General features: G+C 46.9%; 26 protein-coding genes. 10 read left to right on the forward strand and 16 right to left on the reverse strand.

Annotated features, from left to right (window positions below; translation table 11 throughout):
* Positions 1-48: 48 nt before the first annotated feature.
* Positions 49-294 carry a hypothetical protein gene (locus ACLWNV_RS11625; RefSeq protein WP_413584606.1) on the reverse strand — a complete coding sequence of 82 codons (246 nt, stop codon included), beginning with the start codon at positions 292-294 and terminating at the stop codon, positions 49-51.
* Between the two features lie 113 nt (positions 295-407).
* Complete coding sequence (locus ACLWNV_RS11630; protein WP_413584607.1) at positions 408-1097, reverse strand: hypothetical protein; 690 nt, start codon at positions 1095-1097, stop codon at positions 408-410.
* Positions 1098-1351: 254 nt separating this feature from the next.
* Between ACLWNV_RS11630 and ACLWNV_RS11635 the strand changes: the two genes are divergently transcribed.
* Positions 1352-1675, forward strand: coding sequence for a hypothetical protein (locus ACLWNV_RS11635; RefSeq protein ID WP_413584608.1), 324 nt, complete (start codon positions 1352-1354; stop codon positions 1673-1675).
* A 38-nt stretch (positions 1676-1713) separates the two neighbouring features.
* Here the strand turns inward: ACLWNV_RS11635 and ACLWNV_RS11640 are convergent, their stop codons facing one another.
* On the reverse strand, positions 1714-2214 hold the full coding sequence (locus ACLWNV_RS11640) for a Fur family transcriptional regulator (protein WP_413584609.1): 501 nt from the start codon (positions 2212-2214) through the stop codon (positions 1714-1716).
* Between the two features lie 80 nt (positions 2215-2294).
* The gene (gene folE2, locus ACLWNV_RS11645) at positions 2295-3206 is read right to left on the reverse strand and encodes a GTP cyclohydrolase FolE2 (RefSeq protein ID WP_413584610.1); all 912 of its coding nucleotides are present in this window, start codon (positions 3204-3206) and stop codon (positions 2295-2297) included.
* Between the two features lie 94 nt (positions 3207-3300).
* Between folE2 and ACLWNV_RS11650 the strand changes: the two genes are divergently transcribed.
* Together ACLWNV_RS11650 and cdd are read left to right on the forward strand one after the other, a co-directional pair.
* Positions 3301-3870, forward strand: coding sequence for a Maf family protein (locus ACLWNV_RS11650; RefSeq protein WP_413584611.1), 570 nt, complete (start codon positions 3301-3303; stop codon positions 3868-3870).
* 21 nt (positions 3871-3891) lie between these two features.
* The gene (gene cdd / locus ACLWNV_RS11655; protein ID WP_413584612.1) at positions 3892-4296 is read left to right on the forward strand and encodes a cytidine deaminase; all 405 of its coding nucleotides are present in this window, start codon (positions 3892-3894) and stop codon (positions 4294-4296) included.
* Positions 4297-4415: 119 nt separating this feature from the next.
* On the opposite strand, the gene ACLWNV_RS11660 is transcribed toward cdd, so the two are convergent.
* The 4 genes from ACLWNV_RS11660 to ACLWNV_RS11675 form a co-directional block, all read right to left on the reverse strand.
* The gene (locus tag ACLWNV_RS11660; RefSeq protein WP_413584613.1) at positions 4416-4820 is read right to left on the reverse strand and encodes a hypothetical protein; all 405 of its coding nucleotides are present in this window, start codon (positions 4818-4820) and stop codon (positions 4416-4418) included.
* Positions 4821-4892: 72 nt separating this feature from the next.
* Positions 4893-5966: an endonuclease/exonuclease/phosphatase family protein gene (locus tag ACLWNV_RS11665; protein ID WP_413584614.1), complete on the reverse strand. Its 1074-nt coding sequence runs from the start codon at positions 5964-5966 to the stop codon at positions 4893-4895.
* A gap of 96 nt (positions 5967-6062) precedes the next feature.
* Positions 6063-6701, reverse strand: a complete 639-nt coding sequence (locus ACLWNV_RS11670; protein ID WP_413584615.1) for a hypothetical protein — start codon at positions 6699-6701, stop codon at positions 6063-6065.
* A 4-nt stretch (positions 6702-6705) separates the two neighbouring features.
* Entirely contained in the window at positions 6706-7740 is a 1035-nt protein-coding gene (locus ACLWNV_RS11675; protein WP_413584616.1) for a SurA N-terminal domain-containing protein, read from the reverse strand.
* A 165-nt stretch (positions 7741-7905) separates the two neighbouring features.
* Here ACLWNV_RS11675 and mreC point away from each other — a divergent pair, with 165 nt between their 5' ends.
* From mreC to rodA, 4 genes are read left to right on the forward strand one after another with little or no spacing between them, the layout of a single operon-like run.
* Positions 7906-8937 carry a rod shape-determining protein MreC gene (gene mreC / locus ACLWNV_RS11680; protein WP_413584617.1) on the forward strand — a complete coding sequence of 344 codons (1032 nt, stop codon included), beginning with the start codon at positions 7906-7908 and terminating at the stop codon, positions 8935-8937.
* On the forward strand, positions 8934-9470 hold the full coding sequence (locus ACLWNV_RS11685) for a hypothetical protein (RefSeq protein WP_413584618.1): 537 nt from the start codon (positions 8934-8936) through the stop codon (positions 9468-9470). The genes mreC and ACLWNV_RS11685 overlap by 4 nt, the downstream gene beginning before the upstream one ends.
* Positions 9467-11461, forward strand: coding sequence for a penicillin-binding protein 2 (gene mrdA, locus ACLWNV_RS11690; protein ID WP_413584619.1), 1995 nt, complete (start codon positions 9467-9469; stop codon positions 11459-11461). The genes ACLWNV_RS11685 and mrdA overlap by 4 nt, the downstream gene beginning before the upstream one ends.
* Positions 11462-11463: 2 nt before the next feature.
* Positions 11464-12588: a rod shape-determining protein RodA gene (gene rodA / locus ACLWNV_RS11695; protein WP_413584620.1), complete on the forward strand. Its 1125-nt coding sequence runs from the start codon at positions 11464-11466 to the stop codon at positions 12586-12588.
* Between the two features lie 52 nt (positions 12589-12640).
* Here the strand turns inward: rodA and ACLWNV_RS11700 are convergent, their stop codons facing one another.
* Positions 12641-12874, reverse strand: coding sequence for a hypothetical protein (locus ACLWNV_RS11700; RefSeq protein ID WP_413584621.1), 234 nt, complete (start codon positions 12872-12874; stop codon positions 12641-12643).
* Between the two features lie 107 nt (positions 12875-12981).
* Here ACLWNV_RS11700 and ACLWNV_RS11705 point away from each other — a divergent pair, with 107 nt between their 5' ends.
* Positions 12982-13743, forward strand: coding sequence for a Mut7-C RNAse domain-containing protein (locus tag ACLWNV_RS11705; protein ID WP_413584622.1), 762 nt, complete (start codon positions 12982-12984; stop codon positions 13741-13743).
* A gap of 58 nt (positions 13744-13801) precedes the next feature.
* Here the strand turns inward: ACLWNV_RS11705 and ACLWNV_RS11710 are convergent, their stop codons facing one another.
* Entirely contained in the window at positions 13802-14185 is a 384-nt protein-coding gene (locus ACLWNV_RS11710) for a hypothetical protein (protein ID WP_413584623.1), read from the reverse strand.
* A gap of 442 nt (positions 14186-14627) precedes the next feature.
* On the opposite strand from ACLWNV_RS11710, the gene ACLWNV_RS11715 reads away from it, so the two are divergent.
* Positions 14628-15356 (forward strand): lytic transglycosylase domain-containing protein, encoded by a 729-nt coding sequence (locus ACLWNV_RS11715; RefSeq protein WP_413584624.1) that lies wholly within the window; start codon positions 14628-14630, stop codon positions 15354-15356.
* 73 nt (positions 15357-15429) lie between these two features.
* Here ACLWNV_RS11715 and ACLWNV_RS11720 read toward each other — a convergent pair whose 3' ends face one another.
* The 3 genes from ACLWNV_RS11720 to ACLWNV_RS11730 all read right to left on the reverse strand — a co-directional run bounded on the left by ACLWNV_RS11720 (position 15430) and on the right by ACLWNV_RS11730 (position 17773).
* Positions 15430-16149, reverse strand: coding sequence for a hypothetical protein (locus ACLWNV_RS11720; protein ID WP_413584625.1), 720 nt, complete (start codon positions 16147-16149; stop codon positions 15430-15432).
* Positions 16150-16335: 186 nt separating this feature from the next.
* Complete coding sequence (gene trxA / locus ACLWNV_RS11725) at positions 16336-16662, reverse strand: thioredoxin (RefSeq protein WP_181604504.1); 327 nt, start codon at positions 16660-16662, stop codon at positions 16336-16338.
* Positions 16663-16741: 79 nt separating this feature from the next.
* Positions 16742-17773, reverse strand: coding sequence for a hypothetical protein (locus ACLWNV_RS11730; protein ID WP_413584626.1), 1032 nt, complete (start codon positions 17771-17773; stop codon positions 16742-16744).
* 97 nt (positions 17774-17870) lie between these two features.
* On the opposite strand from ACLWNV_RS11730, the gene lptF reads away from it, so the two are divergent.
* Entirely contained in the window at positions 17871-18977 is a 1107-nt protein-coding gene (gene lptF, locus ACLWNV_RS11735; RefSeq protein ID WP_413584627.1) for an LPS export ABC transporter permease LptF, read from the forward strand.
* 205 nt (positions 18978-19182) lie between these two features.
* Here lptF and ACLWNV_RS11740 read toward each other — a convergent pair whose 3' ends face one another.
* Genes ACLWNV_RS11740 through ACLWNV_RS11750 form a run of 3 tightly spaced genes read right to left on the reverse strand, consistent with a single transcriptional unit; the run spans position 19183 to position 22327 of the window.
* Positions 19183-20124 (reverse strand): DNA-processing protein DprA, encoded by a 942-nt coding sequence (locus tag ACLWNV_RS11740; protein ID WP_413584628.1) that lies wholly within the window; start codon positions 20122-20124, stop codon positions 19183-19185.
* 40 nt (positions 20125-20164) lie between these two features.
* Positions 20165-21781 carry a LysM peptidoglycan-binding domain-containing protein gene (locus ACLWNV_RS11745; RefSeq protein WP_413584629.1) on the reverse strand — a complete coding sequence of 539 codons (1617 nt, stop codon included), beginning with the start codon at positions 21779-21781 and terminating at the stop codon, positions 20165-20167.
* A gap of 21 nt (positions 21782-21802) precedes the next feature.
* Complete coding sequence (locus tag ACLWNV_RS11750) at positions 21803-22327, reverse strand: tetratricopeptide repeat protein (RefSeq protein WP_413584630.1); 525 nt, start codon at positions 22325-22327, stop codon at positions 21803-21805.
* Positions 22328-22510: the final 183 nt, after the last annotated feature.

Here is a 22510-nt window from a genome sequence, read left to right on the forward strand (position 1 = left end):
CATACAGGCCCCGAAAGTATGACAGGGCCTTTCCAGTTCTGAATGATGCTATTCTTTTACCAGGGTATATAGAATTGAAACGTCGCTTGTACTGATGTTACTCACGATTTTATAGCCACGCGTAACCAGATCCTGAAGAGTCGCCGTCAAATTAATACCTTTAACTGGATCACCGGATACTATTTTGCCGTCGCACGTTTGGCGACTGTAGGTAACGGTGCAAACACTTGCCGCAAAAGACCGTGATGAAGCGATAACAACAGCCGCAACTAAAAACATTTTTGTAAGTTTCATGGGATTCTCCTTTTAAATTGTGTAAATTAAACGTGAGAATCGCCATAGCAACTGCTGTGCCAGCGAAACTGGAGTCAGAACAAACCCCAGCAAAAAGGGAATACAATGTTCCCCTAGTTCAAATAATCCATAAGAATTTGATAATGCTGATTTAAAATCACTGACTCGTCATGGGTGCCGCCTTTGTCGGGGTGGAACACACGCGCCAAAACTTTCTTGGCGTTTTTAAGTGACTCTTCATCCAGGGCATTTTCCATCGGAAAGCCATTCAGGGAGAAAAACTCAAAGGCCGCATTAACATCCTGAGAAAACGTTGTGCCTTTGGAAACTTTGCTGGAAACTCCCTTAGCCTTGTTTTTAATTTCCTGGCGCTGGGCTTTCGCTCGCTCTTTTTGTTTTTGATACTGAAGCTTTTTAAACTCTGCCTGTTTGGCCTTAAATGGTGATTCCACCACGACGAACAAAGAACCTTTTTCCAGATTCGTTTTAGAATCTAAAAAATCCGGATGCTTTTTTTCCGTTTGCAGAAGGATCGCCCAGATATGTTTGCAAAATGTCCCTTTAGAGGCTGATGAACACATGCAGTCCACAGTAAAAGTATTGCTGGCGATACTTTCTGAAACAAAAAGCACGCGAACTGGTTTTGAAGCTTTAACGAAACCTTCAATACGAGCATCTCCCGCCACAGAAAGCACGGCCAAGCCCGCAGCAAAGTCCTCGCGACCCTGCTTACGCACCTCAGGTTTAAAAAAATGTTCGTAAAGTTTCTCAACCGACAAAACGCAATCCCATTCAAGAGCCACTCGCCCAACATAAGCAAACCGGCGGCCCTTCGTAAAAAGCAGTCTAAGCACAACCCCCAACACAAACAACCGCAACCCGTCCCCACGCATCGCAAAAACCCACCCTACCAACGCAACGCGTTCCCGGAAGGCGCCAGCCACCCTTTGGACAATTCCGGGTACGCTGTTGGGATTTGCGGTTGTTTTTGGGGATCAGGGTTGGTATTCGATAGGTCCTTGTGAATAGTTCACAAAACTAACTACAAGGAGTTTCCATGAGAAACGTTTTCGCTCTTTTTGTTTTCTTTGCTTCTTCTGCCGGCTTTGCGCAGGAATCCTGCCTTCAGGCAGTTCAAAAAAATCAAACCCGAATCAATGTTTGCGACTACAGCACTTCTGCCTGGGTGGATTGTTATCGTCTGGCTTCCGTTTGCTATACGGGATCTGCTGAAGGAATTATTTCTAAGATTAATTCCCGCCACTTTGACAGCGGCGACAATGGTTTAATGGAGGCAGTCCTTGGCAAAAACGGCAAAGTACATTTTACCACTTGGGATGTCGGAACATCCTGCGATCTGGTCGCACAGCCTTGTGAATAGTTGAAAACTAAAAAGGCCGCTTTCGAGCGGCCTTTTTTTTATTTATTAGCTTTTGCTTGGCACTCTGGACACACGCCGTAAAGTTCCAAGATATGGTGAGTTAGTGCGAAGCCGAATTGGTTCGCGACTTTTTCCTGCAGTTGTTCGATCGCGCGATTTTCGAATTCGCAGATCTTACCGCACTTCACGCACGTTAAATGGTCATGGTGACCTTTAGGAGTTAGTTCGTAACGAGCTGGCAAGCCGCCCATGCGCACTTCAGTAACGAAAGCGCCTTCAGTCAATGTACGAAGGAAGCGGTACACAGTTGCAAAACCGATTTCAGGATGATCCTTCGCCAATTTTTCGTAAAGCTCTTGAGCAGTTACGTGACGGCGGCCTTCGTGAAGAGTTTTAAGGATGGCCATACGCTGGCTGGTTACCTTAAGGTTTAGCGCACGAATGATCTTTTTAAGTTCTGCCTCATCAAATGGATCGTGATGGATCACAATGTCTTCGTCATGTTGTCTTGGCAAAACTGGTACGGAATCTCTTCCCATGCGTGGCTCCTCGAACAAAGATTTATAGGACGCCCCCGGGGTCAAAGTCCATAGTTCTGACAATCATTATCAGTTAGATTTCAAAAAGTGCGTAAATTTTTCCCGGCAGAGATATGGGAAACCGCATTATGCGGATGCAAACTCTCAACGTGGCTGAACTCAACTACGTAATCCAGAATATCACTCTGTTTATCCAAAGCCTCTTTACCACGGCGTGCTGCGTCCTCGCAGAACATCAAATTCTGACCATTGCGAAGTGCAAACTCCTGCTCGTCCTCGCGCTTAACTGCGCCCTGAACTGCTGTCTGCAAAGCTTCCTCGATCACGTCGATGATCTTCGCATAGTCGTAAGTTGGTCCGACTTCCACCTTCACGCGAGCAAAGCTGCGCTGAGCGTGAGGGGTCGCAACGATCCCTTGAGTGGTTCCCAACCACTGATGAACAACGTCAAAATCCAAAGAGTCAGAACCAAATTGTTGTTTGAAATTATCTTGAATCAACTGGCGGGAAAGCGCCGCTGAAGCAGGACAAGTGGAAGAGTAAGTGATCACCGCTTCAACATAGTATTTCTTAACGCCGTTTTCGTTGAAAGCTGACAATACCACCGGATAAGAGCGCCATGCCTGGTTTGCGCTCTTCAAAGCTTTACGAACCAGTGGAGCTTCGAACTGCACCTGCACCAAGGCTTGCGTGGAAAGATCTTCGTGAGTTTTCAAAAACTCATCTGTCGCCTGACCCAAAAGGCCCAGGGACATTTCCTTTTTGGAGAGAGTTTCCTGAGTGATCAAATACAGGCGCGACATGTGAATGCCACGAGAAGGTTTTTTATCAAGGCTGACTTTGGCATCAGCGCGAGCCGGAATGCGGTACACGCCGTCTGCTTGCTTCAGCATAATGGGAAGTTCGATGGAACCCATACCCACCCAGTCGATGGGAGCGAATTTTTCAGTATGAGTTTCTTTAGCGACGTCTGGTAGATGTTTGTTCGTCATAGTTCAACCTTATAGGTCAGCGTTGTACCGCAAAATCCCTGTAAAGACTCTGTTTTTATAGTTTTTACAGCGGAATTGAAATATAACCGATAACATGAAAAAGCAACTGATCCTGGCTTCAACTTCCAAGTATAGACAAGAACTTCTCTCTCGTTTGGCTGTGCCTTTTAGCGCACAACCGCCCCTTATTGACGAAGACAAGGAAAAGGATCCGTCCCTTGCCCCGCGCGCTTTGGCCGAGCACCTGGCTTACCTGAAAGCCGCAAGCCTTAAAGGCGAAGGAAAAGTCGTCATCGGCGGAGATCAATTGGTCTCCTTTGAAGGTCACATTATTGGTAAGGCACACACCCGCGAAAAAGCCATCGAGCAACTTTTAAGTATGCAGGGCAAAACCCACGAACTAGTAACCGCGATCTGCGTTTTTGACGGCGAAAAGGCGATTCCTTATACCGATATCACACGCATGCACATGAAAGCGATGAGTCGTGAACAGATCGAACGCTATGTTGATTTGGATATGCCGACGGACTGCGCCGGAAGCTATAAGATCGAAAAGCACGGAATTATGCTGTTTTCCAAAATCGAATCCCAGGATTTTACAGCGATCCAAGGATTACCCTTGATTGAACTCAGCAAAATATTAGAGACTACTAGTCCGCTTTAACCGCGACCTTAGGAGATCACTATGAACGACATGCAAAAGAAACTCTACGATGCCGCAGCTGTTGCACAAAAACGTGCTCATGCTCCCTACTCTGGTGCCCACATCGGTGCTGCAGTATTGATGGCTGACGGTCAAATTTTCAACGGTTGCAATGTCGAAAACGCCTCTTACGGCGGAACCGTGTGCGCTGAACGCGTGGCACTTTGGAAAGCCGTGAGCGAAGGCTCTTCAAAATCAGTGAAAGAAGTCATGGTCATCAGCGATGCCGACAAACCATGGCCACCCTGCGGTTTCTGCCGCCAAGTGATCGCAGAGTTCGGCAGCGAAGACACTGTGATCTATACCGCGAACCTGTCTGGCAAAATGAAAACATTCAAGTTCGCCGACATCTTCCCGGAAGCCTTCACTCCAAAACACTTGGACTAAAAGGTCGCGCCAGAGGTGAAGACACACTTTTGGTAGCAAATACCGCATAAAAAAAGGCTGGAAATTATCCAGCCTTTTTTTATTTTAGCGCAGTGTTGCTACCAAAAGTGTGTCCGTACCTATTTCACTAGGTCGCAGCCGCCGTACAATACGAATTGGTCGTCTGGTGTTCTTAGGATGCCTTCGAACTCGTATTCTTTATCAGACATACCGTCGTTGCCTTTTTTACCGAAAACGATATCAAGGACGTATTGATCAAGGCCTTCGCCTGACAACTTCCAAGTGTTCACACCGTCTTTGATGGAAGTGCTTTCGATCGCACCCATTACCGTGTCCTGACCTGGAGCACGCATCGCTACATGGTCACCCACTGTGCCAATTGTTTGGCCCTTAGCCAACACTACGATCTGAATGAATGGCTCAGTGAAATTACAAACCAGAGTTGGTTTTTTAACGTCAGCGTTTGCAGAAAAAGTAAAAGCAGAAATTGCTAATACCGCAAGAAGAGAAAGTGCTTTAGTCATGGAAATCTCCTTAAGAATGAATCCCGGGAAACCTATCATGAAACAGGAAAAAAGGGTCCCCGGCTGTAATTTCTATCGGTACTGTCCAAAATATTGATAGTAAGACCCTTGCTGAGTCTGAATTTGCGCACTGAAACCCTGCAGTTGCGCAATATAGGGTTCCAAATCACGGTCATCATAATCGACAAGTATTTGCTGAGCTTGGGCCAGAACGGCCAATACCTTATCTCGGCGTTGAATCCACTGAACACCCGTCAATGAATCTGTCCCCCCTGGTGCGAGCTTAAATTGAACCCGAACACCGTAGTGGTCAGACAACGGGTCACGCAAAGGTCCGCGCATATTTAGCTCACCAGCCAGGGCTTGAAGCTTAGTATTTGCGCCGCCGACGTTGGAAACAAAGATATAGTCCAACATGTGATTTCCCGGCATCCAGCTGTGCGGATTGGTTTCACAGTAAGAGCAGTACCCCGGCGGATAGCTGCCACCCAAAGCTTCCGCGAAAGAGTCATGCAGCCCCATCACAGTCATCATGAATTCACGCTCGAAAGATTTTTCGTTAGCGTTAAAATCCCCGGACATCAGCATCTTCAACGAAGGATTCTGCAAACGCCAGTTCAGCATGTCGATAATTTGCGTGATGCGAATTTCAGTGCTCGTCGGATGCAAGTGAGTATTTACGAAATAAAAGTCCTCGCCCATGGCTGGCAACTGTGCCTGCACGATGTGAAAGGCCTTAGTCACCCCGAAAGTTTCACGGATCTCGTCCAGAAAACCACCAAGATTATTGATCTTGAATTGGTAAGTCCAAGTGTCTTTGATGACACCATCAAACAAAGACATCACACCGATTTTATTTTCACGATTCGGAGAACTGATTGTGTAGTTGTACTTAAGAGCATTTTCGATCTGATTGATATTTGAATTATTCCAGACTTCCTGTAGCTGAATAACGCCGCATCTTGGAGCTGCTTGCAGAAGGGAGCCAATCCACTCCATGCGTTCAGTGGTATTAGGCGCATAGATTGGACCATAGGCATTGAAGTTTTGCATACAAAACTCCTGCGTATAGGCCGGAGACAAAACCATCTCTGCCTGAACTTCTGCTCCCGCTAACATCAACAAAATGCCAACCACTGCTTTCATGAACACTCCCCCGAAAGTTCCCGGCGAATATGCTCATGGTTTCAGTCAAGAATCGACATAAAACGCAAAGAGTCACTTGGACTCGAATATATGCTTTTACAGAGATAAACAGTACTGCCATGAGAGGTGTTTGATATGTATTTCCTGCAAAGAACTGCCGCTGGAAAGACGAAATTCTTTCAAAGGTGCAAGCTTGTCTGCAAGCTCCGATACACTTCGTGCACTGATGGTTTTTAAAATCTTAAAACCCTCATGGGAGAAATCAGCTTCACAATCAGCCACCCGATTCCACGCAAACTCCACTTTCAACAAACCGAAGTCTGCGGTGTTTTGCAGGAAGGCTTCCAGAAAATGGGGTTGAGTGACCGTCATTTCCTGCGGCGACTGCAGATGCTGCCAGGAAAAACTCCAACCACGCTCTTCGCGAAAAGAAATGCTGATAAGCTGAGCCTCTTCAGCTTCACATTGCTCGATCAGATTCAATCTTGCCACCGCCATGATTTCGGCAAAAGCATGACTCAAGCTATCGGACCTGGAGTGAAACGCAGTACTTTCAAGATCGGCTTTTAATTTCCCCAGCCACGCATCCACCAACATCAGATTGACGGTCATGCCTGATAAGGGGTTCACCTCTTTCGAAAAACCCACGGCCATATGAAACAAAAAGCCCCGTCTTGCGGACGAGGCTGATTGAAGTACGATGGAAACTGGAATTTCTCGTACGAACTGAAGCATTGGATTACATGTCCAATACTTGTTTGTTCGTAGTCACGTGGGATTCTTTGCGGAATTGATTCACCCAAGATTCAAACATGCCATCGCCACGACGTTTTTGCGCCATTTCAAGAGACATTGGCTCAACAGATTTGATGCCTTCAACTTTTGTTTCTTTAAGTTTCAATACGAATTTTTGATTGCCATCACGAACCAGGCGTTTCAACACAGGCTCTGCTTTGGTTAGTTCAAAAATTGAATCCGTTGCAACACGGCTGGTGATTTTAGGGAAGGAATCTGCACCGATTTCAACGAAACCAGTTTCATCCCAAGTCGCTTTCATCTCTTTCAACTGAGCGTTCACAGCAGCTTCATCACCTTTTGCCAAAGCTTCGTCCAAAGCTTTGATAGCAGCTTCTGCTTTTTCCTTAGTCATGGCTTTTGTCAGTGCTTCCTCGTCAATTCTTACGAAGGCCACGTTGATTTTGCTGCCACGAAGCTCCTGCATTTTTGCTGTTTCAGCTGCAGAAGTACGGCTGGCGATCTCAAACAAGTGACGCGTGCGGATGTTAGCAATGTCTTTTCTGATTTTGTTTTCAAAGTCGCCCGGAGAAGTACGAGTGCCTTCAAGGTAGCGAGTGTAAAATTCACGTTGGAATTGTCCGTTTTGCTGGAAGAACGGAACGTCTTTGACGATGAAATCACGAACTTCTGCGTCAGTGGCCAAAATGCCTTCGCTTTGTGCAGCTTGAGAAACCAATTCCATACGGATCAAGTTCTCGATCGCTTGCTGCTTAAGCAGTTGACGCTGGGAGCTAAAGTCCATTTGGCTTCCGAAGATGGATTTATAGTACTCAGAAACGCGATTTTCTTCGTTTTGGAAGTCAGCAACTGAGATCAACGCGTTGTTCACACGAGCGACAGATCCAACACTCATGCCCATGCGCGCTCCGGCGTCCATAAACACGAAAGTAAGAATGATCGCACCGAAAAGAATCATCGCCGTAACGCTCTTCGCATTCAGCTTTCTCTTCATTTTATCTGCCATATTTTCGCTCATAAATATTCCTTCCTGAAACAGTCTTCAAAACAAGCCGCTCCATTACCCAACTATTTTTATAAATTTTCAAGGGGAAATTGTTGAATTCCTTAACTCTTTTGATAGCGTTGGAAAGTATTAGGTAGGTGACATTTGAACTTTTTCAACTTTGATCTCAAAAAACTTGTGCTCATCGGAATCGTTTTGGCTTTGCCACTCATTTCCATCAACATGCAGCAACGCCCTCAAGAATCGCACTGGCTGGTTAAGCCCTTCAGCATGTTAGGCAGTGCTGTGTCCGAAACATTCTTTGGCTTCAGCCACGGAGTGAAGGACACCACCGCAATGTATGTGGACTTGATTAATATTAAGAAACAAAGCGAACAACTGCACAGCGCCAACAACGAGCTGCAAAGTCGTTTGCAATCCATGAACGAATTGCAGATCGAAAACGATCGTCTGCGTGGATTGTTGGAGTTCAAGCAAACTACCAAAATGAAACTGACTTCGGCGCAAGTGATCGGCCGTGATCTGGTTATCGATCACAATACGGTCACCATCAACAAAGGTACTCAGGATGGTTTGAAAAGCGGCATGGCCGTTATCACGACGGCCGGTGTTCTGGGTTACATCTTTAAACCAGAGCCCTTCACGGCACACGTCATGTTGATCACAGATCGTTACGCAGTGGTTGACGGTATCGTGCAAAGAACCCGCGCTCACGGGATCGTGGAAGGCAAAAGCCAAACGAGCTGTGCTTTGAAATATGTCGAGCGCACTGAAGACGTTAAGGAAGGCGACCTGGTAGTCACTGGCGGCCTGGACAACATCTTCCCTAAGGGCTTCCCAGTTGCGATTGTTGAGTCGGTGGAAAGAAAAACTTTCAGCGTCTCTTTGAAAGTGGATTTGCGCCCGGTTGTGGATCCTTATAAAGTGGAAGAGGTCTTTATCATCATCGATTCTTCCAAAGAAGACTTCGGCGATAAGTTTGCTCCGCAGGCTGCCGCCGGTACAGAAGAAGCCGCTGCCGCAGCTGCAGCAACTCCTGGCACTGATGCTCCCCCGGTAAACCAACCAGCGACAGCAACAACGCCAACAGTGAAAAAACCAGAGACTGCGCCAGCTACGTCACCAGCGGCACAGACAACTCCGGCAGCAACTCCTAAAGCGACACCGAAACCGTCTCCAGCAGCTAAACCTCAGGAGACTCAACAGTGAAAATCCGCTGGAATGCGACTTTGAATTTTTTCATATTGCTGGCGATTCTGCTGATAGTGGCAGGAATCCAGACCACTTTGTGGTTTCAGTTTTTCGGCAATGTCCCTGCTCCGCTTTTGTGGCTGAATCTGATCGTGTATCTGACTCTTTATCGTAAACCTTTTCCGGCGATCTTCACGATTTACGCGATGGGTGCGATTTTGCTCATATTCACAGGCATGCCTCTTAAAATGATGCTGTTCTCGCTTTTGATTTTATTTACCTTGGTCTATGGAATCAAAAGTCGCGTCTTTTGGAGTGGCGCTGGATACTATACAATTATGTGTGGTTTCTCGGCAGTGGCTTACCATCTAATTTACTTCCTACTCTCCATGGTATTGGAGAAAAACCCTGCTAGTTTCGAGATCGTGGATCGTTTGGTGCAGATTATTCTGACGCCTTCGTTCGCGCTTCCGATGTATTGGATCCTGGCAAAAATCGACAAGCTTACTCAAGATGAGCTTGTGCATGAGCCGGGAGGATTGGACCTATGAGTACTTATGTCAGTAATCCTGATGAGGCTAAGGAATATCACAGCCGTTACCGCATGTTTTATATCGTGATCGGTTTGACGTTCACGATTTTGACGATGCGTTTGTGGTATTTGCAGATCATCTCCGGTAATGAGCTTCGCGAGTTCTCGGAAAAAAACCGTATTAAACAAAACAAAATCACCGCACCCCGTGGCTTGATGCTGGATCGTGATGGAAAAGTTCTGGTCGAGAATCTTCCGGGCTTTGAGGTTTTGTTGACACCTCAATATATTGAGGCCCTTCCAGACCTGGCAAAAACCATTGGTCCGATCCTGGGCATGGATCCTGAGAAAGTAATTCAGAAAGTTCAAAAGAGCCGTCGTCAAAATGGTCCTTTTGCACAGATCCGTCTTAAAGAAAACCTAAGCCGTGAAGAGGTTTTCCGTTTGAAACGTGTTCGTCTGGATACTCCGGGACTTGAGATCCGCGAATCTATCGTGCGCTACTACCCGCTTCGTGAAAACGGTGCTCAACTGTTTGGCTACGTGGGCGAGATCTCCAAACGTCAAATTCCTATCTTTAACGAGCAGTACAAAGACTTCATGAAGTTTGACCAGGGTGACATCATCGGGAAGAGCGGACTTGAAGAGACGTTGGAGCGCGATATCCGTGGAACTGACGGTATCAGCTTTATTCAGGTCGATGCCCATGGTCGCGAGGCTGTGACTCAGACTCCGAATATTTACGGCGAACAAATCCGCGATCAGGTGCCGGTTCACGGGAACAATGCAGTTCTGACAATCGACCGTGATATTCAGGAAGCCGCTTACAAAGCCTTCACCGTGACAGGCATCGATAATCGCGGTCACATCGGAAGTATTCTGGTGATGAGAACGAACGGTGAAGTTTTGGCGTGGGTCTCTGCTCCGTCATTTGATCCGAACGAATTCTCAACCGGTATTACTCCGTCGACGTGGTCCCGATTGATCAACGATCCGTTTAAACCTCTTCGTAATAAGGTGATTCAGGATCACAACCCGCCGGGCTCCACTTTCAAACCCTTGGTTGCAGTGGCAGCTCTTAGTGAAAAAGTGATTACACCGACCACAATCGTTCCGGCACCGGGTGTGTTTTACTTTGGTCGCCGTCCGTACCATGACTCCTTGAAACAGGGTCACGGTAATATCACGGTCTTCCAGGCGATCGAACAAAGTTCGAACGTGTTCTTCTATAAGATGGGTATCGCCCTGGGTGTGGATAAGATGTATGACTACATCAATCCAATGGGTATCGGTCAGAAGACTGGCATTGAGCTGAGCCGAGAGGTTTCGGGCATCATGCCGAACTCGGCTTGGAAAAAATCTGCGGTTGGCGAAGAATGGCAGCCGGGGGAAAATCTAAGTACAGCGATCGGTCAGGGCTTCGTGACGACAACTCCTATCTCTATGGCGATTGCATACAATGCGATTGCAACAGAAGGTAAAGTTGTTAAACCATTTATCATTCGCAAAGTATTGGATCAGGACGGCAAAGTCTTGCGTGAAAACTTCCCGCAGGTAGTTCGTGATTTGCAGCAAACTCAACCTAATGGCATTAAGATCACTCCGGAAACTTTCAAAGTTGTGAAGGAAGGTATGCGTCTGGTTGCCAATGGTCCACGCGGTACTGCCCGCTACTGGAAGGTTCCTGGCGTTGAGTTCGCCGGTAAAACCGGAACAGCACAGGTTATGGGTTTCTCGGCAGATCAGATCCATGCAAGCTGTACAGCTCGTCCAATTCATATGCGACATCACGGTTGGTTCGTTTCTTATGCGCCAGCTGAAAATCCGGAAATTGTAGTAGCCGTATTGGCAGAGCACTCCTGCCACGGTAATACCGGGGGCGTACCTATCGCCCGCGATATCTACAATGCTTACTTCCAAAAGTACCATCCGGATATCATCGCCAATGCCTTGAAAGCTAAAGGCGTTAAGAAAAAGGTCGAAGCTGCGACCACGACTGAGGGAGAATAATCGTGTTTAGCTCATTACACGTTGAAGAGAGAACGCTCTTCAAAAAACTGGATCTTAATTTTATCGCGGTGATTCTGGGATTAAACATTATCGGTTTGATCAATCTTTATAGCGCGACCCACGGACCCAGCTCCGTGGACGTTTCAAACCTTTTCATCTCCCAAATCATGTGGTTGGTGGTGGGTTGGACCGTGTTTCTGGTCATGACTATTTTGGACTATGCCATTGTCACCCGCATTGCCCTGATCATTTACTTCCTGAACTTAGGGGCCATTCTTTACGTGACCTTCTTTGGTAAGGTCGCCTTGGGTGCGCAACGTTGGATTGATTTGGGTTTCTTCCGTTATCAACCTTCAGAAACCATGAAGTTGGCCCTGATCATGTTGATGGCAAAAATCCTGGCAACCAAAACCACTCACGGAAACGGCATGGGCTTTAAAGAAATGGTCGGCCCATTGTTTGTTCTGGGTGTTCCTTTCGTTCTGGTTGTCGAACAGCCCGATTTGGGAACTGCGATGATGTTGGCAGCCATCGGTAGCTCGATGGTTCTATTTGCAAAAGTACGCCGCTGGATCGTGGTGACTGCTATTGCTGCGGGTATCGTGGCAATTCCTATTGCCTGGAAATTCGTATTGCATGACTACCAAAAGAACCGTGTTTTGACGTTCCTTTCACCTACCAGCGATCCGCGCGGTACGGGTTATAACTCGATTCAATCCAAGATCGCAGTGGGTTCAGGTCGTTTCTTTGGTAAAGGCTTTATGAAAGGCACTCAGTCCCAACTTGAGTTCCTGCCAGAGCGTCACACCGACTTTATTTATTCTGTTCTTTCAGAAGAACATGGCTTTGTCGGCTCTATTTTGGTTATTGGTCTTTTCTGTTATCTTTTCATCACGGGTATTCGTATAGCCACCAATGCCCGAGATAAGTTCGGGGCCCTCCTGACGGTGGGGGTCCTCTGCTATGTCTTCTGGCATATGTTCGTGAACCTGGGAATGGTGATCGGGCTATTGCCAATCGTAGGGGTTCCGCTGCCGCTGTTATCTTACGGTGGTTCCAGCATGCTCACCACGATGGCCGGACTGGGACTGATCTCTTCCGTCGCCTATCGCCGCTACCTTTTCTAGAAGATACCCAAAAAAGGCTCCGAGTTATCGGGGCCTTTTTTTTATTCTAATTTTAATAGTGATTGATTCGCACCCGATGTCCTTCGCTGTCTATGACTGCGGAATATTCTCCATCCGGTTCATCCCAGTCCTTTTTTACGGCGGGCACATTTTCTTCCGCCTTTTTCTGATTGGCTTCATGCACGCCGGGAATTTCATTGGGCTCCCGACGAGGAATTCCGGGATCTTCAAATTTCTCTGCAGAAAAGTTCTCTGAAAACTTTCCTTGGCTAATTGGGGTGTCCATAAGACCTCCGATATATGGGTCTATTATATCCTTCACTTAAATGAAGCTGAAGCTTGCCTTTTGGCACTGGCCTCGCTCGCTGTACTAATTAAGAATAAAATTGAAATATGAGAGCTCAATTAAGATTCTATGACGATCTGAATGATTTTCTGCCGCGAGTGCATCGCCATCAAGAGGTGGTTTTTCAAACCTTTCAACCGACCACCGTTAAAGATGCCATCGAATCCCTGGGCGTACCCCATGCGGAAATTGATTTAATCCTGGTTAACGGTAACAGCCGTCCCTTTACTTATCTGATTAAAGACGGCGACCGCGTCAGTGTTTATCCGATGTTTGAGGAAATTGATGTGGGTAATATCACCTTGCTTCGCCAGGACGGATTGCGCACCCAGCGCGAGGATGCGAAATTCATCGTCGATGTGAACTTAGGGAAGCTCGCTCACCTTTTACGCATGATGGGCTTTGATGTCATTTACGACCGCTGGCTGCAGGATGATGTGGAGCTGGCGCGCATTTCCAAATTCGAAAAACGTATTTTGCTAACCCGCGACCGCAATCTGCTAAAACGCCGCGAAGTGGATCGCGGATACTACGTCAGAAGCGACATCCCTCAAGAGCAAATCCTTGAAGTGATGAAGCGCTATAATCTGGGCGAAGAGACCAAACTCTGCACCCGTTGTATTCACGACAACACTCCCCTGCAACCCATAGCCAAAGAACAGATCCTGGCGCAGGTGCCGCCACTGGTAGCAGAAACCTATACCGACTTTTCAATCTGTCCTGAATGCCAAAGAGTTTATTGGGAAGGCAGCCACTTTGAAAGTATGAGAAATCTGCGCGACGATGTCGTTAGATTTTTGGCTGGATAAAAATAAAAAAGCCGCATGTTTTAGATGCGGCTTTTGATTCTTCACTTAAGAAAAAAACTTATTCGAAAGATTTGCAAATCATGCTGGACAGGATCAATTGACCCTCTTTGGATTTCAAATCAGCAGTTGCAGAGATTCTTTGACCAGAACGTTGAGCGTAAACCTGAAGAGTTTTGTCGCCGTTAGCTTCGCACTTATACTGAGAAGTACGACCGTTACCGTAATCAGCTGATTCACGAACGCATTCGAATTGAACAGCTTCGGAAGAACGACCAGTTACCCAGATCGCGATTTGCACGTGAGTGTTTACAGTTTCAGATTCGTTTACAGTCATACCGTATGCTGGTTTACCGTCATCGCGAACCTCTTTGCTTGAGCAAAGGAAAGATGCTTGTGCGCTTGTTGCGATCATCAAAAGGGAAGCAACCAAAAGTGATTTCATAGGCTATCTCCTAGTTCAGTTATAAACACTCCGGCCCTGCCGCAGTACTTGTGTGATTATTGAAGCGCTAGAAATAGCCGATGGCCACTTAAAAATCCATCCAACGCATGGTCTTAGAGTAAAAATTACGCCTTTTCAAACACTTAACGCACCGCAGACCCAGAAGGCGCCAGCCACCCTTTGGGCGATTTTTTGGGTGGGAATGGAAGGAATTTATTGTGAGTTTTGGGCTGTCTTGCGGTGGGATGTCTCAGGGTGAGAAGTTGGACCATTTTGACTAACTAATGATCTGACACTGTCCAGTGATTGGTTGACACCCCCCAACTCACATTCGCCTACGTTCCATCTAATTCCTGCCTCAATAAAGGACTTCAACAGTTTCGCAGACTTAACCAGTTGGCCCGACCCTTGAACTACATACCTAGTAACAGGAGGACGGGAAATGAAAACGAAACATCTCAAATCGACACTCGCTTTAGTCACCGCCACTCTAGTAATGGCCCTATTTAATAACTTCGAATTCGTTGATTGGAGCAAGATCCTTAAGCTCCCTCTAGTTGAAACTGTCAACGAAGCTTCACGCGTAGCTCATGCTAAAGAGCTTCTAGGTGGCCGCTATAAAGGCAGCAACGCGCAAAAGATCGAAGGTCGCACAGCACTTAATGTGATGATCTATGAAAAGGTTCAGGGCTACCTGGCGCCTCAATGGAAAAATCGCGCAGGCGATATCTCCAGCGTTATTATCTCTGAATCTGATAAGTACAATCTGGATCCAGTATTCGTACTGGCGATCATCAAAACAGAAAGCTCTTTCGATCCATTGATCGTAGGTTCTTTCGGTGAGATCGGTCTTATGCAAATTAAACCAGACACGGCCGAGTGGATTGCCAAAAAATACGGTATCGCTTGGAAAGGTAAAAAGACTTTGCAGAACCCGGTTTCCAACGTGCGCATCGGTGCCGCTTACATGGACTACCTTCGTAAGCAGTTCCCAGGTAAGGCTACTAAATACGTGAGCGCTTACAACATGGGTCCACGCAACGTTCGCCGTCTGGTTGCTAGGAACGTGATGCCAGCTGAATACAACTCCCGCGTAATGAAAAACTACGGTGAGTTCTATAACAAGCTAGCTAACACTCAGGTGACTCGTACAACGGTTGCTACAAACTAAGATCATAACACTTAAAAAAACAAAAGCCCTTGGTGAGAACCAAGGGCTTTTTCATTTTAGACACTGATAAAAACTATTTTACCGCGGCAATTTCCGGAACCAGTCGTTCCAGATTTTCAGTACGACGGCTGCGGCAGTTGATCGTTTTGATTGCGACGATCGCACCCACCACGTTGTCATCCATATCGTAGATCGGAGACAGGAATAGAGGCTTGATGGTAATAACGAACTTTTCGAAGCCAAAGATTTCTGAAACTTCGTGCTCTGGAATAATACCTTCCAGATTCGTATGCTCTACAGTTCCCTCGCTCAGTTGTTTTTGGAAACCCAAATAACGGTCCGTAATTTCCTGGTCGCGATGGAAAAGTTCAAACCATGGAATAGAAACCAATTCGTCCAAAGAGTAGCTGCAGCAATCCATCAGGGAAATACTACGGAATGTCTGGCGACCGCGTGTATCCACGACCTCAAAACAAGTATGATCATCCACGGATGTGAAAAAATCCGGATGAGCTTTCATGCGGAATCTTTTTAGAAAACGCCACAAGAACTGTTTTTCAGAAATTTCTGCACCAAATGAGTGCATCTGAAAAAAATCAACCCATTCAACCAATGCCTGAGTTATCGGCTCCTGATGAGCCACTGGCATTTTATCGAAAGCCAATCCCGGATAGTCACCTTTTAGGGAGCGCGGCTTCTTCAACAAAGAATGAAACTGCATCAAGGCCTTACGATAAGCATCTCTTACCGGATTTGATTCAGTTGTTTTTTCAGAGTTTAATGCGGTTTCCATTTATTGTCCCATCGCTTTACTAGCTCTTATTAGTACCACGAATAGGGTATAAGGCAAATACTCTAACATGTGTGAAAGAATGTTATCAAAGAGCCAAAAACCGTCTTTTTTAGGCAAAAAAAAGAGGGAACTTGAAAAAGCTCCCTCTTTTAAAATCTTAATTTTTTTAAACAGAACCGAGTGGACTTATGTATTTTTAGTAAGGAAATCCACGATGGCGTCTTTCGGGTGGTTACCAACTAGTTGGCCCACTTCGCTGCCGCCTTTGAACAACAACATCGCTGGAATACCGCGAATGCCGTATTTCGAAGGAGTCGCCGGATTCTCATCCACGTTCACTTTTACGATTTTAACTTTGCCAGACAACTCCGTTGCCACTTCTTCCAATTTTGGAGCCAATGCACGGCAAGGACCGCACCATTCAGCCCAGAAATCGACAAGAACTGGAGTAGAAGAATTCAAAACTTCTGTTTCAAAAGAACCATCTGTTACTGCTGTTGTATTAACGCCCATAAAGGCCTCCGTATTAGACCAAATTATCATACTTAATTTGAATACGGAAACCATATAGTCAAGGTCCCCACAGGGGCAATTACTTTTTGAAAAGCGCTTTGGTGAAGGCTTGGCGCAACTTATCGAGATCCTTGATGCTTTCCTGGTCCCACTCTGACGCGATGTCTATTTGCCTTTTGCGGGACTCAACCCGGGTGATCGTGCTAACCGGAGCCACTTTCACATCTTCTACAAGTTTGGCGTATTTCTGCATGCGTTCAGCAAGCTTGGCCGAGGACTTCTCCAGCTCCTGACGCGCCTTGGAAGGTGCCTCTTCAGCCTCTGGAGTCGATGCCGCAGGGGTGGGTTTTTCCTCCACCTTTTCGACTTCAGGGGCGCCTCCCCCAAGCAATTCTCTTTCCAGGGCTTTCAAATCAACATCGGGAAATTCGTTTGTTGCTTCAGCTTCAGAGCCTGCATCTTTATCGGCTGTCTGAAATTTAGCACCGAACTTAAAGCGCGGGATTTCTGTTTCTTCTTCGTTATTTAGAGTGAAATCCGCACCTTCTCCTTGAGATTCCTGCTCGATGTTAAAACCAACACCCGCCGGGGTTTCCTGATCTTCTGGAGAAGTTCCTTTAACAAAAATAGCTTCTTTGTCGGTGGCAAATTTAACGCCCCCGCCCGGAGCAGCAGAGGCCGTCGCTTGTTTTGCACCCGGGGCCTCGAGGTGGCTCGCTTTATTAAGACGCTCTAACAAAACGCCTTCATCCTGCCCCATCAGCTTTGCCAACACCTGAACAATTCGTAAAGGTGCAACCGGGGATTCCAAAATCATGTCGACGCGGATCTTAATCAGATCTTGAGGAGCCGGCTTGAAATTAGTCGGAAAAATAAGCACGGCTTTTCCGCCCCACCGGGACATTTCCTTCAAACGCTTCCCCACTCCCAACGAAGACACCTTGGCCCCTTTACCGGAACCCACGACGACATCGGGATTGAAGCTGATAATTTGATCAGAAATGGCGTACTCGCTCGACAATCCAATGACGTCGAAACCCACTTTTTTCAAAGTGGATTCCACGCTCATCAGATCAGCGTAATCTTCGTACACCAGGAGGACTTTGCTCATATCCATCTATTGTCGGATACTGTTGCGATTCGGTCAAACCACAGACTGGACGATAGGCGCGATGACTTACGATTTCGCGCCGTCTACAATGGAGCGCATGTTCAGTATCTTTAATGGCAAAAAAGCCGTTCAGTACATTTTTTTTGAGATGCTTCCAAGCTTCATCCTGGGTCTTTTGGTCTTTGTATCGATCATTTTGATGTTTCAGGTGCTGCGTCTAACCGAATTCGCCCTTGTCCACGGTGTGGCGATTAAAACCATTGCGGAAATCATCGGTTACGTCGTGATTTCCCTGCTTCCGGTTTTGTTCCCCATGGCGCTGTTGTTCTCTGTGCTTCTAACTTATGGAAGATTAAGTCAGGATTCTGAAATCGTGGCGATGAAAGCCTCCGGATTGGCGATGGGAACTTTGCTGATGCCGGCGATTATTTTGGCGCTTGTCGTTGGAACTGTCTCTGCACAAACATCCTTCGTAATTGCCCCTTGGGGAAATCGTCAGTTTGAGGTGCTGTTCACCCGCCTGGCAAATACCAAAGCGACTGCCGTCATTAAAGAAGGCACATTCGCCGAGGGTTTTTTCGACATGGTTGTCTATGCCAATGAAGTCGATTCAAAGAACGGCAAACTTCGCAAAGTATTTATCTATGACGAGAAAAACAGCGACGTTCCACTGACTGTGATCGCAAAAGAAGGCAGCATGCTTCCCGATCCGGATCGCCCGGGCCAGGAAGTGCTTTTACGCCTGCAAAACGGTGAAATTCATCGTCAGACCAAGACTCATACGAAGATCAGCTTTGATACTTATGACGTGCATTTCTCGGAACCGGATAAACATGAAGAGCGCGCAAAATCGCCTCCGTCTTTGACACTTGATGAGGTTCGCAATCGTCTAAAACAAGGAATAAAAGATCCTGAAGAGTTGCGTATCATGCAGACTGAATTTCATAAGCGCTCAGCGATCTCCGTATTGTGCCTGGTGTTTGCTTTGATCGGTGTGGGCTTGGGAACCACGACAAATCGTCGCGCGGCCAAAGCTGGTGGAATGATTCTTTGTATTGGGATCATTATCTTTTATTGGGTTTTGTACGTTGCCGCCGAAGGTGCTGCACGTAATGGGACTCTGCCAGCAGCACTTGCTATCTGGACACCCAATGCAATATTCGGTTTCATCGCTATTTATACTTTAAGAAAAAATTGGAATTAAGAAGAAGTTAGAACCTGAAGGTAGGGGCAGATCTTTACAAATAAGAGCGATGCAGCAGCATCCTTACTACCACGGTCATCCTTGACCACATCGCCCCTCCCTTGAATCAAATGGTAAGAGCAATTCCCCGCCCCTTGCAAAAGATTTTTTTAGATGATTTCACTTTTTTCGTCCCCATTTTGTCATTCAAAATAGCCCACTATCCCTAGTGGTTAATGCCAGATATACCCACAATACCTGCCGCCTGAAACTTATCTGACAATAACTCGGAGTGGAATAAAGTGGATAAATCTTGGGCATCGCGTACTAATTGTGCGCCATCCAACAAGAGATCAAGTCCGCCCAGGAAATGCGGATCCAAAGGATGGCCGGGAACCACCCAAACGGGACGCGAAAGTTCCGCCGCCTGATGAGCCGTGATTAAAGTGCCACTGCGCCTGCGTGCCTCCACCAGCAATGTCACACTTCCCAAAGCCGCAATCAATCGATTGCGATGATGAAAAAGACGCTTATGCATCATTTGCTTGGGATCGTACTCGCTTAAAAAACAGCCTCCCTGATCCAGCACAGGCGTGATCCAATCCACCAGGCTGCTGGGATAAATTTCTCCAAGTCCAGAAGGCAGCACCACCGCTGTTTGACAGTTTTTTCTAAGTGCTAAGGAATGCGCTTTTTGATCGACGCCACGGGCGCCACCACTGACGACGAACGGCAATTGCAGCTCCATAAATAGAGCCAATTCCTGCTCCATCCACCGCAATGACTCGGCACTGGGCTCACGGCTGCCGACAATGGAAATGGATCTTTCAATCATCCACGCGGGCGAACCGCGATAACTCAAAGTCAAAGGTGGATCTGCCATGCGATAGCACTGCGAAGGATACAACGACTCGCCATAACTTAAGAACTGAACCCCTTGCATTTGCCACTGAAGAAGTTCCGCGCAATGAGTTTTAAATAACGCGTGATTTTTCTCCAGATACTCTGCCATGGAGGGAAAGTATTCGTGCAAAGTCTGCCGAAGCTGCAGCTCGTTTAATGATTCCGAACGCGCCAGACGCAGATAGATCTGATGAATTTCATCACGATGAACGGTATAGAGAGGATTGGCTTTGATTAATTGGGAGAGAGCAAAGATTTCAGTCATAAAAAAAGGCTCTGCAATTTCGCAGAGCCTTTTTTCTTTGTTATAATTCCAAATCGAGATCTTCTGATCCGGACTCCGGCGGAGTTCCCGCCTCCGGCACTCCTTCAAGTTCAAACTCGGTATCAAGTTCGCCTTGGGATTCGGGTGCATGACTTTCAACCACCGGCGCTGCTGAAGCTGTTTTCGCACTGCTGTTACCGACATAATCCCCCAGCATCACGTCCTCGCTGGCTTTGGTTACGTAAGCGGTCGCAAAGTTTGGCGTCACGCGGATGATTTTTACTGAACCAATCGCACGATCATTCATAACTGCTTTTGAGTTACCATTGCGAAGAGCACTGTCTGCATAGATCGTCAGATTTTGCCCTTCCTGGAATCCGCGCGCAGAGCCCGCATCCAGGAACACCAATTCATTCACGCCGAACATCGCGCGTTTTTGAATCAACTCACCACCCATGATTTTCGCGCCGGCAGAGTTATTAATTTCACCCGGGCGAGGATCAATCATCGGTACTTTTCCTGGAATCAGCACGGAGCCGACTTCTACCGAGTGAATCGCTTTTTGAACGATCGCACGGTAAAGATTCTTTTCAGCATTCACCTTTTCCATGATTTCAAGCTCGCCCTGGATTTCAACCATCTGGGCTTTGCGTTTTTTTGCTGCCGGATCCACAACCTTCCCGACATTTTTTTGCACGGTATAGTGTTTTTCCGGTGTGCCAGTCAGTTCCACGTAGACGATTTGATATTCGTTCGCGGATTTTGAATCAAGCTCTGTTGCAGTTACAGTTCCGGATCCTGCGATCTCGCTGTCTGCGACAAAATAGCCCAGGTACTCCAGGGGCGCTGGCACATTGGTTTTTCTAAATTCAATTTCAGTTCCTGTGCTGTCATCGTAAATACCGAAACGACCGAATGGTAAGCTTTGTGGAAGCTTCTTTAACACCGGCGTGTGCTTACGACGCGTTGGCGGCACTGGTGGCTCTGCAACGCTTGCCTCAACCACTTTTTCGCCTTCAGCTGCTTCGCCGCCTTCTTTGTCTGCCAATGCCACTGTCGGCGCATCGATCATCGTACCCGGATAGAATTTGATATTCATGTCCGGAGTGATCTCATGGGGATTTAAAATCGCTCCATCATTCAAAGACCAAAGTTTCGGCCAGAAATTTGGATCACCGAAAAACGTATTCGAGATATCCCAAAGAGTATTGCCCTTCTGAACTTTATAGTTTTCAGACTTGCGCTCGCCCACTGCTTTTTCCCAGACTTCATCAGACGTCGGCGTTTGGTTGTACTTTTTGTAGATGTTATGGAAATAGTTTTCTTTGTTGTAGTCAGGGTCCGAGTTACCAGAATCACTAAACGAAGACGAGGCATCTGCATGAGTGGGAGCAGGCTCGGAATATGATGGTGGCGCGATTTCCGGAGCCGGCACATCTGCCGGAGCTGAGTTAGGATCTGGAATTTCCGTGAACTCCGGCACTGTAGGTTCTGCGGGAGTTTCTGTTTTTGGCTCTAACACATCCAACGGATCTGCGTCCCACGTTGTATCCGGTGGCGGTACGTCCTGTGCGCGCGCCGCTGGCAGCTGCAGCAATAGCGCGCAAAAAATGATCGTCAATGATACAGAGAACTTCGTGTTCGTCACTGTTTGCATCCTTGCAAGTGGTGAGTATTCTTAGTTGAACAATTTCAATTCAGCGTCGGCTCTGAAGGATTCCGGACTGCCCGGGTATTTTGATCTGACTTCAGACAACGATCGCTTAGCAAACTGTGGCAGATTCATTTTTTTGTAAGTCATGGCTTTAGCAAACTTAGCACTCGCCGCTTTATCGCTGTTCGGATAGTTCTTTTCAATGCGTCCGAAAAGGCGAATCGCTTCTGGAAAGTTTCCATGATCGACGGCCATTCTGCCCGCAAGAAACAAAGCATTATCGGCATATGTGCTAGCGGGGAATCGCGTCAAAAGGCTTTGCATACGGCTTTTTAAGCCAATCTCATCATCGCGCTGAGAGGCGCTTATCATTTCAGCATAGAGCTCAGTATCTGATTGTTTTGAAAAATCCTGGCCGGTCAATTCAACCAACAATGCTTGTTGTCTTGAAGTTGGCGCTGCGTTCTTAGGCATGTGCGTTGACTTAGCCGCTGTCACCAACGGTAAGCTTAAAAGTAGTGTTGTTGCCAATCGTCCTAGTTGCTTCATCTCTCGACACTCCTTGATCTTTTTCCAGTATGACATGCAATGAGAAGTGCAAACAAGCAGACTTATCCACACAAAATGTTGAGTTATTGTAATGCTGGACCTTGGACCTGTTGTATTTCAAGGGTTTCAGCGATTTGCATGAAATTTAAGCAGCAAGTAAACTCATGTAATTACTGACTAATT

It is taken from the genome of Bdellovibrio sp. HCB274, from assembly GCF_047306075.1.
Taxonomy (GTDB): Bacteria; Bdellovibrionota; Bdellovibrionia; order Bdellovibrionales; family Bdellovibrionaceae; genus Bdellovibrio.

Coding starts and splice junctions, on each gene's coding strand:
- ACLWNV_RS11675 (WP_413584616.1), bottom strand. CDS start 7,740: ATGAGCGAAAATATGGCAGATAAAATGAAGAGAAAGCTGAATGCGAAG.
- ACLWNV_RS11665 (WP_413584614.1), bottom strand. CDS start 5,966: ATGAAAGCAGTGGTTGGCATTTTGTTGATGTTAGCGGGAGCAGAAGTT.
- ACLWNV_RS11715 (WP_413584624.1), top strand. CDS start 14,628: ATGAAAACGAAACATCTCAAATCGACACTCGCTTTAGTCACCGCCACT.
- ACLWNV_RS11750 (WP_413584630.1), bottom strand. CDS start 22,327: ATGAAGCAACTAGGACGATTGGCAACAACACTACTTTTAAGCTTACCG.
- folE2 (WP_413584610.1), bottom strand. CDS start 3,206: ATGACGAACAAACATCTACCAGACGTCGCTAAAGAAACTCATACTGAA.
- mrdA (WP_413584619.1), top strand. CDS start 9,467: ATGAGTACTTATGTCAGTAATCCTGATGAGGCTAAGGAATATCACAGC.
- lptF (WP_413584627.1), top strand. CDS start 17,871: ATGTTCAGTATCTTTAATGGCAAAAAAGCCGTTCAGTACATTTTTTTT.
- ACLWNV_RS11700 (WP_413584621.1), bottom strand. CDS start 12,874: ATGGACACCCCAATTAGCCAAGGAAAGTTTTCAGAGAACTTTTCTGCA.
- ACLWNV_RS11640 (WP_413584609.1), bottom strand. CDS start 2,214: ATGGGAAGAGATTCCGTACCAGTTTTGCCAAGACAACATGACGAAGAC.
- cdd (WP_413584612.1), top strand. CDS start 3,892: ATGAACGACATGCAAAAGAAACTCTACGATGCCGCAGCTGTTGCACAA.
- ACLWNV_RS11635 (WP_413584608.1), top strand. CDS start 1,352: ATGAGAAACGTTTTCGCTCTTTTTGTTTTCTTTGCTTCTTCTGCCGGC.
- ACLWNV_RS11740 (WP_413584628.1), bottom strand. CDS start 20,124: ATGACTGAAATCTTTGCTCTCTCCCAATTAATCAAAGCCAATCCTCTC.
- ACLWNV_RS11650 (WP_413584611.1), top strand. CDS start 3,301: ATGAAAAAGCAACTGATCCTGGCTTCAACTTCCAAGTATAGACAAGAA.
- ACLWNV_RS11720 (WP_413584625.1), bottom strand. CDS start 16,149: ATGGAAACCGCATTAAACTCTGAAAAAACAACTGAATCAAATCCGGTA.
- ACLWNV_RS11710 (WP_413584623.1), bottom strand. CDS start 14,185: ATGAAATCACTTTTGGTTGCTTCCCTTTTGATGATCGCAACAAGCGCA.
- ACLWNV_RS11730 (WP_413584626.1), bottom strand. CDS start 17,773: ATGAGCAAAGTCCTCCTGGTGTACGAAGATTACGCTGATCTGATGAGC.
- ACLWNV_RS11670 (WP_413584615.1), bottom strand. CDS start 6,701: ATGCTTCAGTTCGTACGAGAAATTCCAGTTTCCATCGTACTTCAATCA.
- ACLWNV_RS11705 (WP_413584622.1), top strand. CDS start 12,982: ATGAGAGCTCAATTAAGATTCTATGACGATCTGAATGATTTTCTGCCG.
- ACLWNV_RS11660 (WP_413584613.1), bottom strand. CDS start 4,820: ATGACTAAAGCACTTTCTCTTCTTGCGGTATTAGCAATTTCTGCTTTT.
- ACLWNV_RS11625 (WP_413584606.1), bottom strand. CDS start 294: ATGAAACTTACAAAAATGTTTTTAGTTGCGGCTGTTGTTATCGCTTCA.
- trxA (WP_181604504.1), bottom strand. CDS start 16,662: ATGGGCGTTAATACAACAGCAGTAACAGATGGTTCTTTTGAAACAGAA.
- ACLWNV_RS11745 (WP_413584629.1), bottom strand. CDS start 21,781: ATGCAAACAGTGACGAACACGAAGTTCTCTGTATCATTGACGATCATT.